Annotated in this window: 10 protein-coding genes and 4 pseudogenes; 9 read left to right on the top strand and 5 right to left on the bottom strand. The window is 44.8% G+C overall.

Going from position 1 to position 15,029, the window contains the following annotated elements:
* The first annotated feature begins 77 nt into the window (after positions 1-77).
* From CK910_RS22945 to CK910_RS22925, 5 genes and pseudogenes are all read left to right on the top strand, one after another.
* Positions 78-997: pseudogene (locus CK910_RS22945) on the top strand (IS5 family transposase).
* Between the two features lie 76 nt (positions 998-1,073).
* Positions 1,074-1,316: pseudogene (locus CK910_RS22940) on the top strand (transposase); the annotation flags it as partial.
* A 1,114-nt stretch (positions 1,317-2,430) separates the two neighbouring features.
* On the top strand, positions 2,431-3,084 hold the full coding sequence (locus CK910_RS22935; RefSeq protein WP_098984836.1) for a hypothetical protein: 654 nt from the start codon (positions 2,431-2,433) through the stop codon (positions 3,082-3,084).
* Positions 3,085-3,101: 17 nt separating this feature from the next.
* Positions 3,102-3,812: a hypothetical protein gene (locus CK910_RS22930; RefSeq protein ID WP_098984835.1), complete on the top strand. Its 711-nt coding sequence runs from the start codon at positions 3,102-3,104 to the stop codon at positions 3,810-3,812.
* Positions 3,813-3,857: 45 nt separating this feature from the next.
* Positions 3,858-4,286, top strand: a complete 429-nt coding sequence (locus CK910_RS22925; protein WP_098984833.1) for a hypothetical protein — start codon at positions 3,858-3,860, stop codon at positions 4,284-4,286.
* Between the two features lie 365 nt (positions 4,287-4,651).
* On the opposite strand, the gene CK910_RS23985 is transcribed toward CK910_RS22925, so the two are convergent.
* Positions 4,652-4,813 (bottom strand): hypothetical protein, encoded by a 162-nt coding sequence (locus CK910_RS23985; protein WP_157774673.1) that lies wholly within the window; start codon positions 4,811-4,813, stop codon positions 4,652-4,654.
* A 92-nt stretch (positions 4,814-4,905) separates the two neighbouring features.
* Positions 4,906-5,536, bottom strand: a pseudogene (locus CK910_RS22920) (transposase); the annotation flags it as partial.
* A 333-nt stretch (positions 5,537-5,869) separates the two neighbouring features.
* Here CK910_RS22920 and CK910_RS22910 point away from each other — a divergent pair.
* Complete coding sequence (locus CK910_RS22910; RefSeq protein ID WP_098984829.1) at positions 5,870-6,811, top strand: IS1595 family transposase; 942 nt, start codon at positions 5,870-5,872, stop codon at positions 6,809-6,811.
* Positions 6,812-6,895: 84 nt separating this feature from the next.
* Positions 6,896-8,164 (top strand): IS4 family transposase, encoded by a 1,269-nt coding sequence (locus tag CK910_RS22905; RefSeq protein WP_098984827.1) that lies wholly within the window; start codon positions 6,896-6,898, stop codon positions 8,162-8,164.
* 119 nt (positions 8,165-8,283) lie between these two features.
* Here CK910_RS22905 and CK910_RS22900 read toward each other — a convergent pair whose 3' ends face one another.
* On the bottom strand, positions 8,284-9,099 hold the full coding sequence (locus CK910_RS22900) for a LysR family transcriptional regulator (RefSeq protein ID WP_098984826.1): 816 nt from the start codon (positions 9,097-9,099) through the stop codon (positions 8,284-8,286).
* A gap of 211 nt (positions 9,100-9,310) precedes the next feature.
* On the opposite strand from CK910_RS22900, the pseudogene CK910_RS22895 reads away from it, so the two are divergent.
* Both CK910_RS22895 and CK910_RS22890 read left to right on the top strand, forming a co-directional pair.
* A pseudogene (locus CK910_RS22895) lies at positions 9,311-9,481 on the top strand (helix-turn-helix domain-containing protein); the annotation flags it as partial.
* Positions 9,482-9,503: 22 nt separating this feature from the next.
* Positions 9,504-9,905, top strand: a complete 402-nt coding sequence (locus CK910_RS22890) for an H-NS family histone-like protein (protein WP_098984824.1) — start codon at positions 9,504-9,506, stop codon at positions 9,903-9,905.
* 409 nt (positions 9,906-10,314) lie between these two features.
* Here the strand turns inward: CK910_RS22890 and CK910_RS22885 are convergent, their stop codons facing one another.
* Positions 10,315-13,950, bottom strand: coding sequence for an ATP-binding protein (locus CK910_RS22885; RefSeq protein ID WP_098984823.1), 3,636 nt, complete (start codon positions 13,948-13,950; stop codon positions 10,315-10,317).
* Between the two features lie 3 nt (positions 13,951-13,953).
* Positions 13,954-14,595, bottom strand: a complete 642-nt coding sequence (locus tag CK910_RS22880; protein ID WP_098984822.1) for a response regulator transcription factor — start codon at positions 14,593-14,595, stop codon at positions 13,954-13,956.
* Between the last annotated feature and the right edge of the window lie 434 nt (positions 14,596-15,029).

The following is a 15,029-nucleotide window of genomic DNA, read 5'->3' as shown; positions in this document are numbered from 1 at the left end:
CCAAATCGATGCTGCTTGAATGGAACTAACTGAGGACTCGGTGATCTGATCACCAGCATCCTCTTCAAGTCTGCATCATGGGCATGTCGCTTCACCCCATCACCAACTGGTCTCACTCAGTACAACAAGTCTCTGATTTCTCGTGGCTCTCTCACCTTCTGGGTTGATGCCGAGGCCATGAGCAACTGGTTTCACCACGACCATCATGGGCGACGGGGCCGCAGCCAGCTTTACACTGACCAGACCATCTCAACTTTCCTGATGCTCAAGGGGATTTTCAGTCTCACTTTGCGAGCAACTCAGGGTCTACTCGACTCCCTGTTCGAGTTGATGAACGTACCGCTTTGTGCTCCCGATTACAGCTGTGTCAGCAAGCGAGCACGCACGATGACGGTGGCTTATCGACAGCCCCCAAAGGGACGCATTACCGACTTGGTTATCGACTAAACGGCCTCAAGATATTTGGTGAAGGCGAGTGGAAGGTCAGAAAACACGGTGCTGAGAAGCGGCGAGTCTGGCGCAAGTTGCATCTGGCGGTAGACCCGGTGACCCATGATATCGTGGCGGCGGAAGTGTCGTTGGAAAATGTCCATGATGCCGAGGTATTGCCCACCTTGCTCAACCCTCTGCGGCGTAAGCTGGGACATGTTTATGCGGATGGCGCCTATGACAGCAAAGCCAGCCATCAGCTTATCTCGCGCAAAGGGGCGACAGCCTGTATCCCGCCTCGCAAGAACGCGGGGTTATGGAAAAAGGGACACCCAAGAAATGACGCAGTGCTGGTGATGCGCAAGGAAGGGCTGGCGCACTGGAAGCAGATATCGGGGTATCACCGTCGCTCGCTGGCAGAGACGGCGATGTATCGGTTCAAGCAGTTGCTGGTGGGGAAAATCAGCCTGCGTAACTACAACGGCCAAGTGGGAAAGGTAATGGCGTATGTAAGCGCCATAAAAAACTGAATACCCTGGGGCTACCTGTCAGAAAGCCCCGAGTATAACGGTCACCTGGGGCTGGGGAAGTCATGACTGCTGGCTGATTTAGGCAACAACGCCCCGAATGGTACATCGCCGATGCGTCCTGGCAAGGTCAAGGAACTCAAGCAGCATCCCCGTAAAAACAAGGCGACTATCAAGTTCGAACGACTCAAGGCCAGCCTGCGCGCAAAGGTGGAGCACCCGTTCCGGATCATCAAATGCCAATTTGGCTTCGTGAAAGCGCGGTACAAAGGGCTGCTGAAAAACGATAGCCAACTGGCGATGCTATTTGCCTTGGCGAACCTGTTCCGAGTCGATCAGATAATAAGAAAGTGGGAGTGATCTGCCTAAAATCCGGGAATGACGGCCGAAATGAGGCTCTGTAAGAGCAATAACGCCTTTTATCGATGAAAAATAGTGTTTTTTTAGATTTTTTAGATTTTAAAAATCTGCTAGAGCATCACGTCGAGGTAATTACCCCATTTATTCGTACTTTCCCTCCCTAGGTAGAGTTCGAGTGCCGCTACCGAGAACGCTTGGGAAGTGTCTAGATCACTGCGGTGATTCAGATACCCCCCTTCTTTTATAAATATAAATTATTGGATATAAAACAAACATTATCTTGTATTTCTCTTTACTTCCCTTAATCAATTTTGTATCGTAATGCCTAGAGACAATGCGCCTATGTAGATATTATCATAAAGTGATGTGCAAACGAATTACTGGTGTTAACTAGGGGTGGTAGCGTACTTTTCAAAGGGAAGTCTCGAGTTAGAAGGATTGATATCATGGCTATTAGTGCAATATCCTATCCCCACCTATCGCTTTATTGTGCCCCTGGGCGATGAACAAGTTCAGTTTACCAGTGCCTCTGGTTTCGATATTAATTTCGACACCATTGAATACCGGGACGGTACCGGCAATTGGTACAAAAAGCCGGGTGAGATCCAGATTCAGTGTGGGTGAGCTAATCAGGGCTGGGCATATGTATATAGGGAATTGTCCAGGTCATATCTTACTGCAGTAAACATACGACTCAACACCGTGTTGGCGGCAAGGAGCCAAGAGCACGTTGAAGTATAAATCTATAGAACGAAAAATTAAGCGACAAGCTTAGTGAGGGAGGAGGTAAAGCCAGAGTGCCGTAAGCGAGATGGGGTGTGAGAAATTTTTCTAAGAGTTAACTTTATAAGGAAGACCAGAAATTATCTAGGTGCTCTACTCCGAAAAATTGCTCACGCTATTATCGAATAAGTCGGATAGTTGTTGTTGCCGTTCTGCCAGGGTCTTAATTGGTGTACAAAGCGGGAGGAGCAATTTCAGCAAATACTGGTTGTAGAGCAGTACATAACGTTCCTGCATCTCGGCCATATCTTTAAAACGGTGCGACGGCAGCACATCATTGATCCGGTAGGTGAAGCGTTTGTACAGTCCATATTAACGATAGAGGTGTTAAATGAGTGTTAAAGATGATTTTGGGAATGCAATGCAGACACTCCTTCTGAAAAGGGCTAAGCCTGTCGTTGATGCGATAAGCTCGGTAAAAAAGGATGAATATCTGATCCTTCCTCCTCTTGCTGTGCTCGTTGCAACAATGGGGGTGTGTAACTCCATGGCATCGCTGGTAAAAATGATAAATGGTGCTCCAGGCAGTACGGCATGGGTCACATTAAAGTTGAGAAATAATATGTCTGTTCCTGTTTTGATCGGTGAAAAGCTAAATGGATTCACTCAGTTTACGGAGCAAACCATATTGAGCCCAGGCGAAGTCATTGAGATTAGCATGACAGATTATTCAAGGTGGCACGATCCCATGACTCTAAAATTATACATTAAAGATTTTAACCAGTCATCTACTCGGCAGGTGAATCTGGTGCTTGGAAAGCATGTCGTGGACGATTCCGTCCATCTAGGGGTGCAGACAATCAGCTCGGGATCTACTACATGTAAAAACCCACATCTTAATTTTACGCAGGAGCTAAATAAAAAGTTAACCACTTGGTGGTTGCACCAAGAGGGGATCGTCTGTGGAGTAGGGTCAAGTATATTGACGCTTAGTAATCAAGTAACGGAGCATAGTATGAGCTTAGATGTTGTATTGTTTAACTAAGGAATCGGGAGGCGAGAATGACTATATGGAAGAGTACAAAGCCCAAAATCTATTTTGGTGTGGAGGCAGCAAACAAGATAGTTGAGGGAATGAATGAAGCGTACCATAGCGAGGTCGAACCTGGCACGTGGGCAAGTGGTTTGGATGTGGTGTCAAAGGCGGTGGATATGGCATCAATAGCATCGTCGTCAACTAGTAGCGAGTTTGGGATAGAGATTTATCTAAAAAATTCCGACAAGTATGTAATAGCGCCGGTGGCGGTAGTGATAGAGCATATGGGAGGAAAAGTTGCGATCACCGAAGCACCAGCGTTAATTTATCCTTCGGAAGGAGGGCGGTTGATACTGTCGTCACAGAATCACTTTTCGGTCAATATCAATTTGACGTTGGGTGTAGCAAAAGATACATCGAAAAATTATTACCCGATCAGCGATTCAACTTATATGACGTTCTTAAATTTTAAGTTGGAATTGAACGCGGGCGGTATAATGAATTTTGACATAAGAGAAGTAGGAGTACTGTATGCAGATTATAAACACTTAAAAACAGTAGAGCCGATAACAAGTAGTTTATTTGAAACGACGAAAATCGAAAAAAAGGAGGTCCTGACATATGTAAAATGCAGCCCGCCAATCGGGATATTAAACGCACCGGCCGTAGGTGTGGTGTGGAAGTCCGAGAAGAATTTTTCTTCCAAGGCGAGTAGGCACGTTTTGGAGTTTATCTGAGTGGGTAAATTGTACAGTAACCTAAATGCGAAAAAGGAAGTAATGATGAAGAAAGCACTGTGTCTGATACCGTTTCTTTTGGGGATGGCAGAAGCGTACGCGAGTGGCGACGTGCAATCGGAGAGATCAGAAGCGAAACAGTATTGTGATCAAGATTCGCTGCACGACCAAAGGTTCAGCAATTATTATGTGGCTAAGATCAAGTCGTCGGCGACCCTAACGGCCGGCGGAGGTCAGATTACGCATAATGCGTGGTTGTCGAAGAAGCAGGGGGGAGCTCCGGAAGTAAAAGTATGCTTGGACGCCACGGCCGTATCAGTAGCGTCGCAGGCAAAGTTGTATGGGTTTCCGGTGCACGTGATGTCGGCAGCATTATCAGGTGGTGGGGTAGTATTACTGGAGTTGGAGGTGGATTACGCGGCGGGACGGTGGCAGTGGGGAGCCCTTGATCACGCGGGAGAGCAAGCGGAATAAGTGAGAAGATGGGGGCCAGCAAGTCGCGCGACAACAAGAGGTGGCACCGTGGACACTAACTTAAGTTGGATAGTCACCACCGAGGAGCAGTGTTCATGACCAAGACCAGACGGTCCTCAAGTGCGAAGCTGTTGAGCAGGTACTTGCCGGCCCCCATTAGGGTATGTTGCCCAAGCTTTCGATATTACTGAGTCACTACTCGGCAAGTGGAAGCGTGAGCTCCAAGGCGCCGGACCCGATGCCTTCCCCGGCCGAGGCAAACAGACCGGTGACGCCGCCGAGCTCAAGCGACTGTGGGATAACTGGCCCACGTTACCACAGAGCGCGATGTCCTAAAATGTAGAAGTTCAGACTTGATCTGACAGTCAGGCTGCCACTAATGCCCGCTGATTTTCTAAGGTTCTCAGCCCGTCAATAATAACAAAATCGACGGAGCTTATCTGAAGGGCGAGCCGGACAACTTTTGCCAAGTCGGGATGAATGTTAGCCAAGTGGTGCTCACTGCGCTGGCTGAAGGTCCACGTCATGATTTAACCTCCGGCGCCTGTAAAATACGTCGCCAAAGCCAACGGAGTAGAGTGCTGCCTAACGTACTGCAGATGCCAGAAATAACCAGAGTCATGAGGCCATGATCGCGCATGACACGATATACCCGCTTGGCGTTTACCACAGGCTGTCGTGTTGCCTCTGACTGACGCCGTAACAGCGCCCAAACTCGGCGATAGCCATAGGAGGGGAGCTCTCCCATCGCCTCCATGATCCGGCCAAGTAAGGCAGCATCATTACGCTGGCGATGATGACGACCATCTTGTCACCCCGGGTTTCGATGAACACGAACGGATAGCTACGCACGCGATACATTAAGAGCCTGGCTCACAGCACTTAATCGTCGTCCCCCGGCAACAAGGGCGCATGCGCAATCCATTTTTTTGCTCGACCAACCTCCACGGCTTCTTTGTGGATCTCATTCTCCATGGTCTTCTCCCGAGCAGACGCTGGAGCTCTCGGATCTGCTTGATGGCAGCAGCCAACTCTGAGGCTAGAACAACATCCTCACCGGCGGTGATCGCCGTGAGAGACCCTTCCTGGAATTGCTTACGCCATTTGAAAAGCTGGTTGGCGTTGACGTCGTGCAAGCGAGCGACATGAGAGACGGTCATACCGGGCTCAAAGGTCTGCTGCACGATGGTGATCTTTTCCTGCGGAGTCCGGCGTCGACGGCGCTCGGCCCCTGTTAACACTTCGACCATCTTCTCGTTGTGACTAGTACTGAACATAGTTCCAAGACTACCTCTTAAGTTAAGAGGGGCGAAGTGTCTGGATCTTCAAGGGGCCAATCGATTCAGGCTATATCCACTGGAAGGGAACTTACCTGATTAATTGTGTTGTAAGGTGATCGTGTTTTTCTGTCATAATATTTTTGCTGGGCGAGGATACACTGTATCCCGCTTCGCTCGGCCATAGCATAGTGTATCAGACCATAATCACTGAAGTTCATGCCATCCCCCTTTATAATGGCGCTGTCCCAATTACGTGTTGAAAGGCTAACCTTGAAGTAGGTCATCACCCTGAGGGCCGTCGTCATGGATACCCAAGCCTTTCAACACCTGCTGTCTCTCTTCCCACAGCTCACTTTGCGCCAGCGTCGCCTCGCGCAACATGAACTCACCACTCCCCACCCCATCACCTCGTTGGCCACCCAACTCCCCGCTTGTCAATGTTGCCCCCACTGTCATGCCGAGGCCGCGCAATTGGCCCCCTGGGGTTGGAGTCGAGGACGACGCCGTTATCGCTGCAAACAGTGTCTGCGCACGAGTTCAGTCCTCACCCAAACGCCCATGGCCAGACTGCGCAAGGCCCAATGCTGGGAGGACTACGCCCAGGCACTCATCGACGGCCTGACTGTCCGACAAGCGGCGCTGCGCTGTGGGGTCGGTAAAAACACCGCCTTCTTGTGGCGTCACCGTTTCCTGAAAGCCATGGCAACCCATCAGGCGGCACGGGAAGAGGGTATCGTCGAGGTCGATGAAACCTTCTTCCTGGAATCGTTCAAGGGGCAACGTGGATTGCCCCGCCCGGCTCGCCATCGTGGCGGCAAAGGCCGTACCCGAGGCACAGGGCCGGATTACATCCCGGTGATGGTGGTGCAAGACAGAGCAGGCCACCTGGCCGACTTCCAGTTGGAGCCGCTTATCGCCCCGGATGCCGTCCTGTGCAGTGATGGTGCCGGGGTGTATGCCAGTTTCAGCGAGGGACTGGGGATAACACACCAAGTGGTGCGCAATCGCGCGGGAGAGCGAGTGGTGGGTGCATATCACATCCAACATGTGAACGGGTACCACAGGCGATTGAAGGAGTGGATGGAGCGGTTCCATGGGGTAGCGACCCATTATCTGAGGAATTATCTGGGTTGGCTAAGGATGTTGGAGCTCTATGGACGGGAAGTGAATATCTCACGTTGCTTGCATGAGGCGCTGGGGTGCCCCATGCAACACGTAATTGGGACACATGTACAGGATCTTTAGCGGCAACCAATTGAAATAGATATAAAAAAGGCTTCGTTTGTGATCTGATTTTATCGCCAAAAAAAATCAACACGCGCGAAGCCTATGACCATTATCAATGCTAATTACTATCTGGAGCAACTCCTGGCTCCCGCCGCACTCGAGCGCATTGCTCGGCTCTGCAAGTTTTGTCTGCGTCAGCGCGCCATTACCCCTGCCATGCTCGTCCCTGCACTGCTGCGGGCCATGGGGGGCGACCAGGTCAATGACATTGCCGGTTTACACTGTCATTTCAATGCCTTGCAACTGGTAAACGCGCATCAGGTTTCCTACAAACCGTTTCACAATCAGCTGCGCAAAGAGAGCTTTGCCCTCTTTATGAAAGCCCTGGTCGAACGGGCGATTGCATTGCGTATCGACCATCAACTCAAAGCGGCTTCCCTCGGCGCGTTCAAGCAGGTGTTACTGCACGATGGCACCTCCTTTGCTGTACATCGCCGCCTGGCGGCTTACTTTCCCGGCCGGTTCAAGACCATCAGTCCGGCGGCTATCGAGTGCCATATGACCATGTCGCTGTCGGAGCAGAGCCCACTGTGCATGAGTGTGTCTGCCGATACCGCAGGGGAGCGGCAATTTCTCCCTGAGGCTCACAAACTGGCCAACTGCCTGCTACTGGCTGACGCGGGTTACATTGACAGGGCTTGGTTTGAACAAGTGAACGACGCCGGCGGATTTTATCTGGTGCGAGGAACTCAAAGCCTGAACCCCAAGATAATCCAGGCCTGGCGCGGTGATGGACGGGAAGTGCCAAAGCTGGCGGGATTGTCACTGAAAGAGGCCGGACGGCGACGCTGTCGGGCCGAAGTACTGGATATGGTGGTGAAGTCCGGCAAGGTGGAATATCGGTTGATCCGGCGCTGGTTTGCCGAGGAAAAGCGGTTCTGCCTGTGGATGACCAACCTACCGCGAGCGGCATGGTCAGCAGAGCAGGTGATGAGCCTGTATCGCTGCCGTTGGCAGGTGGAGCTGTTATTTAAAGAGTGGAAATCGCACAACCGGCTCAAAGGATTTGTGACGGGAGAGAAAGCTATAGCCGAGGGATTGGTGTGGACGAGCCTGCTGTCGCTGGTGATGAAAAGACGGGTCGCGCAGAGTGTGATGATAGGGAAGCTATCGATGTTGAAAGCATCAAAGAACAGTACGACATGGTGGTTACCGCTATTGGAAGCAGTGGCCCATTGGGCGCTGACAGAAATAAGGGAAAGACTGGAATGGGCAGCTGATTATTTGGCAAAGAACGCCTGCCGAACCAAGCAGAGAAAATCGATACAGAACAGGACCTTGGAAGGCGTTTTAAAGGGGCTCAACGCTTAAGGTCCTGTACATGAATTGGGACATAGCCTTATAATAGCCCCCTGTTCCGGGGGACGGCATGAAGATAGCAGCTTATGAAAGAACGAAAACATTAAAAATGTTTCATTTGAAGCACGTCATCACATTAATATTTGTTGTATGTTAGAGTCTACAACATGCTTGATATGTGATATCAATGCATCATGCTCAATGTCTTTCTTTAATGTATTAATATAGATAAACAAAGGCTGCTGATAAATAAAAGGAAGGGAGTGATAATTCCCCTGAGCTTTAGTTAAAAATTTAAACATCACTCCATATCCATTATTAAAGTTACTATCAAGGCAAATGGCGTTGTCAATCTGATGCAGGTGACCTTTGAATCCATGAGAACGTAGTTTAGAAAAAATATTCTCAAAATTAGGGTGATGTGTGAGAGCTCGTTCAATTAAGAGGGATTTATTTTTCCATTCTTTGGTATCTTCGATTGGACATATTAGTGATAATGGTACATCTATTTTTTCTACGTTAAAAAATGATGGTGCACTAACCTCTTGAAAAGAAATAAAAATATGATCATTATCATGTATGCATTCCACATTTCTGATAACGAGGGGGGTCTGTAGTAAAGGATAAACAGGCTGAAGTAAGTCAGCTAGCACTGACGAGTTGCTTTGTGGAGAAGCAATATGAAGAGCAGCTTCAGATTTCTTTATAAATATGTTACTGAGCGCATAGTAATGTGGTAACAGTTGACGGTAGAGGCTTGTTGCTGTCTGAGTGGGGACTATACGGTTTCTCTCTATGATAAATAATTTATCTCCAACCCACTCCTCTGTTATTTTTAGCATTCTAGAAACAGGTGGGACAGTTAGGCACAATTTATCGGCTGCTTTTTTAAGGCTTCCTTCTTGATAGATAGTAATAAATACACGCATTGCTTTTGATGTAAACATAAAGACCCCAGTTATTATTTTGTAGTATGTTGTTTATATAGCGACATTAGTGATCTTATCGAGGGGTATTGTTAGCAGTTTTTCTTGATTTTAGGTATAGGCACATTCTTAAAGTTAAATTAATATATGTAACGATTTCAATATTTATTGATTGTATGAATATAGTTTGTATGTGTGATTCATAGAGATCATTTCACTATGATGTGATGCTATGGACAGGGAAATTCAGCAAAGATTACTGTGGGTACGCCTCTACGAGGAAACCGGTAATGCAGGTCTTGTATGTCGTCGGTGCGGCATATCCAGACCGACTCTCAGGAAGTGGTGGCGCCGCTACAAAGAGTACGGTGACGCCGGTCTAGCGAGCCTCAGTAAGCGACCTCTTTAATTAAAGGATATATATGATGAGTGAATTTTTGAAAGTGCTGTTGAACATCCGTAGCCTGCGGGCAGCACTACGCGAGTTGTCTTTGGAGCAAGTCAAAGAAGCCAACGAGAAGATTGAAGCGATTTATCTGGAACGGTTGGAGGTAGCGGAGAAAGAACAAGCAGCCCAAGCTGAGCACCAGCAAAAGTTGGCTGAGTTCCAGTCGATGTTGGCTCAAGCAGGTATTGACCCCACTGAGTTAGTGGGGAACACTCCAGCAGTAGCAACTGCAGCTAAAGCTAAACGGGCACCTCGTCCACCGAAATACCGTTATGTTGATCATGGGCAGGAGCATACCTGGACCGGTCAGGGCCGCATGCCGAAATACTTGGCCCAGCAGGTAGAGCAAGGCCGCCAATTAGACGACTTCCTCATCTAACACATCTAAAACCGATAGGGTGCGGTCGCTCTGTTTGTGGCCTCCATTGAGATCATTTGGTGATGGGGCAAAGCGCCAACCATAAATGTAGACTTGAAGAGGATGGTGGTGATCAGGTCATCGAGTCCTCAGTAAGTTTCCTTCAAATTGCATCGATTTGGTCAACAACGCCCGCTAAAGATCCTGTACATGAGTGGAGACAGCCAAACGGCTGAGGTGTTCTCCCCAGGAATGGCTGCGTGCCATCGTCCGAGTCCGAGCTTGTTGCATCGAGAAAACGGATTACCCCATTCCTGGTTACATTGATTTAGGAAACATCGTATCTAATGTTGTGTAAAGAGACACCGGTTTGAGGCCGGTGTCAGGCGATAGCTAGATCTGTACACGCGAGCTCTTTAAATAGTATTGTCTAAAAATAAGTGCTTCTTATTTTATTAAAGCAATATATAATTTTATCTATTAGGATGTATAGGTGAGGTAGTTCAATTATATCTCCTCTGAATTTTTCACCCTCAATTTCTTCACAAATCAAGACTAGTTCATTATACCTAATCATTTGTGCTGAACCTTTAATTCTATGAATGGCTGTAAAGAATGACTTCTCATCACTTTGATCTATAGCATGTTTAGCAACTATAAGATCAGCCTCACTAAGCCTTATCATCTCAGACAAAAATGAAATTTTATCCTCTTGTGTCTCAAATATTGATAAATCAACATCTACCTCTGAATTTTCTATACTAGATGTATCGTATCTATTAGGCTGCATCTTGTTTTGATATTGTATAATCAGCTCTTGTAATCGAGCTAATCCAATGGGCTTAAATAGGCAGTCATTCATACCTGCCGCAATACAAGCATCATAATCTTCTATTAATCCACTTGCAGTAAAGCCAATGATGATCACGTTGCTTTTTAGGGGGGCATTATTACCACTTCTAATCTCTCTTGCAAATTGATAACCATCCATACCTGGCATTTGGCAATCGGTTATTATAATGTCAGGTGTTTCTGTTGCAAATTGTTTGAGACCATCAATACCATTTTCTGCTAAAACAACCTCTTGCTTAAGATATTCAAGTTGTTTTTTTAGTAATGTCCTATTGGATGGATGGTCATCTACTACTAGAAACTTTAGCGTTCTATTAAGAACATCTAATTTTACCGCGCCATCATCATCGTAGCTACTTATCTTTACAGCTTCTTGAGCAATAATAACATGAGGGATGGTAATATTTACTTCAGTGCCTTGGTTCTCTATACTTGTAATAGATATATCACCCCCCATTAAATTTGCCAACGCCTTTGATATATTCAATCCTAATCCTGTACCACTGTATCCTGTGTTAATATTTTCATGCAGTTGACTAAATGGTTTAAATAAATCATTCATCCTATCTTTGGGGATGCCAATGCCTGTATCACTGACCTTAATTGATATGGTTTTATCAATACACGATAACGTAACAGTGACATCACCTTTATTTGTGAATTTAATGGCGTTATTGACTATATTTAGAATAATCTGTCTTAACCGCGCAGGGTCAACATAACTTACGAAGTCACTACTTAACCAAGAGACAAATGATAATTTATTCTTCCTTTTTCTTGCCAATGAACTTGCCATATCAGTTATAGAAGAAACAAACTCTACAATATATATGTTTTCAGGAACTATTCTAACAGCTCCAGATTCAATGCTGGAGATATCCAATATATCACCAATTAATTCAAGAAGACCTTTTGATGCCCTCATCGCCATTTTCAATGACTCTCTGTCGATATTGTTAGCATCATGGTTGACTTTGGAGTCATGTAATGCAAGTTCAATAAATCCAATGATGGAGTTCATCGGGGTTCGTATTTCATGGCTCATTGATGCCAGGAATCGACTTTTGGCTAGATTAGCCTTATCAGCCGCATCCTTGGCATCTACTAACTCATCTTCAAGATGTTTTCGAGCGGTTAGATCTATCCAGCCACTGATAATACCCTTAACTTCACCTTCGGCATCTCGGTATGGTATATTCCATTCATAAATATATTTTTGTTCATGACAAATTGTCAGTAAAAGCTCTCGACTTAGGTCATCACCGCTTTTTATAACTTTACGATATATATCATCAAGCTCGGTTGCCTCTTGGATAACCCAATGTAGTGACTCACGTAGTGTTTCGCCAATTACTTTAGCTCTATCAACGGTAGTTATTTTGACAAAACTATCATTGCAATACATTAATACGCCATGAATGTCTCTTACTTGCAGTGGATATGGCAAACTATTTATAAGAACGCGAATAAAAATCAACTGTTCATTGAGTTCCAAGGCCGCTCTATTTCGCTCTTCAAATAGTCTTCGCACATACCAATATCTACTTGCATATGATATGAAACCAATAGCTAATACTACGAGCGCATAGAGTATCGGCTTGTGATTTCTCTGAATGAATGTGGATGTTGGATAAGGTGCCATTTTCCAAAAAGATGAATAACGAGCCAGTTGACTTGGAGGTACTACATCCAATGACTTCTTAATAATATTATACAACATGGATTCTTTATTTTTAAATGCGAAGCCAATCTCAAGGTTGCTTTCTGTAACACGTTTAACGATTTTGAATTCAGCCGCGTTATTATCTTTTGAAAGGAAAAATTTTGCTCGATGTAAGGAAACTATTGCGCCATCAATATCTCCCGATAGCAAGAGTTCGATAGATTCACTACCAGAGCTTGTAAGGCGACGTTCACGATTATTTAATGCCACATCAATTTTTGAATTATCTGGGTAATCCTTATCTATGCCTATCACGCCCCCAATATAATCATTGTTACTATCAACTTTATCAAATGGGGCAAGTAGAACCATTGTATCGTCATTATTATATGGTAGAACGGTTAGTTCGATTGGTTTGCTAAGAATTGTCGGCATTACAGCAATAGCATCAATTTTTCCGCTTTCGAGAGCCTCATTTAAGCTGGAATCATCGTCAAACTCAACAAGTTTGTATTTAATTCCTGAAATTCCAGAAATAGATTGCAACACGTCAACCGTGATTCCAGAGACTCCGTTTTGGTAATCAATAAATGTATAAGGCGCATCATTTCCATTGAAACCTATATTTGCTACTTTGTTTTCAATGAACTTTACTTCTTGGGGGGACCAGTAAATAGGGAAAAAGCTATCTGATGCAGGCAATCCGCCTCGCCAACGTTCAATGGTCGCAAATTTCTGGTTCTTATCGAAGATATCAATTAGTTTATTCATTATTGAAAGAAGGTGCGAAGACCGTTTGTTAATGAAAAACTTAAATTCAATTTTTTTATTACTTAAGATGTCTATTGGTTGAAGCTCACCAAATCTTTGACTATTTAAATATATAAATGAATTTATATCAGATATTAAAACATCATTTTGTCTAAAATAAACACTATCAAAAGCTTGCTGTACATCAGGCATCTCCATTAACTTCCAGTTAAGGATCTGCTCATTGCCTATTAATGGTAATAAACCACTGGGGTAGGCAGCATGTGTCTGCGGTGATAACGTACGAATGCTGTGTCCTCCATGAGAGTTTTTCATTCTGGATATCACTAATGGCGAATCAATAAATACATGAGAATAATAGCCTACATTGCTTTTATTAGATAGTTCAACCTTTGAATATGTGGTCGCTCCCAAAGAAAGAAAATCAAGGTTTCCATTCTCCATATCACTTATGGCACATTGGATGTTATTGTACTTCTTTATTATAGTCGGTCTATTCAGGTGTAAACTTAATGTCCTTAGAATATCCGCGCTAATACCTGTCACGCCATTATCAGTAACAATTTCAAAGGGCTCATTGCTTGGTGCAATGATACCCATTGATATATTGTCTTTCGATTCCAGCCATTGCATTTCCTGCATGCTCATTTTAATTTCAAAAAAGAGCTTAATATCACCAGTGCTGGCAAGATGCATTTCAGTTGCTTTATGACATATGGCATGCGCTGATATTGATAGAGCAAGGCATGATAGACCCAAAAGGCCATGAAATTTGAACATACATTATGCCCCATCTTTTTTATATGTTTCTATAATATCTTGAAGGTTATGCATTCCAGTCTTTTCAATTATTCGAGCCTTATATGTGCTAATGGTCTTGTTACTTAACATTAATTCAGTCGCAATCTGCATATTTGTCTTGCCGGATACTAACCCCTTTAATACTGACAACTCTCGGTTACTCAACGTTGTAAATACTGATGAGTTATTATTGTCAGTGGATTCCGTAGACATCTTTCGTGCAATTTCATGAACACTATGAGAGAAAAAATCATATCCGGATTGGATTTGCTTTATTACATTTGGCAATAAATCAATTGAATCAGTCTTTCTTAAGAAGCCATTTGCTCCAGCATAAAAACATCGAACTGAAAAACTATCGCTGGAACTGGCTGTTATTACAAGTATTTTAATGTCAGGATAAGAACGCCGCAGTCTCTTTATCACTTCAAAACCATCCAGCATTGGTATATCAATATCTAGAACAATAACGTCTGGCGTAAACTCTTCAACAGCCTTTAATGCATCTATACCATTGTCACTTTCCGCAATGACGCGAACTCCGTTTGACTCCAATATCCTTTTGAGCGCAAACCTAATTGCGGGGTGGTCATCAACTACAAGGCAACTAATATCATTTTCCATGGTATTATTCTCATTTTTTATATCGGTTGATTTGATGTGCTTTCAATAATGAGACAGTTCAATTATCCAGACCCAAAAAAAAGAATAGACTGTCTACCAATACTGACCAATACTGACCAAGATGACAAGACAATTCATAGTATGTGTATTTTTCATTATTTTATCTTACCAAGAAATGATGAATGTTAAAATAGGCACAATCCTTACGATCGCCAAGAAATGAACTACATCATGGTTAAGTATAGCGCGGATTGAATTCGTAGCCAGTACTCATGTATGGATCTTTTGCGGCAACCAATTGAAATAGATGTAAAAAGGTTTCATTTATGATCTTATTTCATGAGAGTGTAAATACTGTGTAAATCGCATTCTGGCCAACCTGTGTAAAGGAACAACAGAATGCGGCGTTGTTTCCCAAATCAACCATCAAGCCA

This window comes from Aeromonas sp. CA23 (assembly GCF_002587065.1).
GTDB lineage: Bacteria > Pseudomonadota > Gammaproteobacteria > Enterobacterales > Aeromonadaceae > Aeromonas > Aeromonas bestiarum.
The sequence above is the reverse complement of the archived record's forward strand: the minus strand, read 5'-3'. Positions and strand labels throughout refer to the sequence as shown.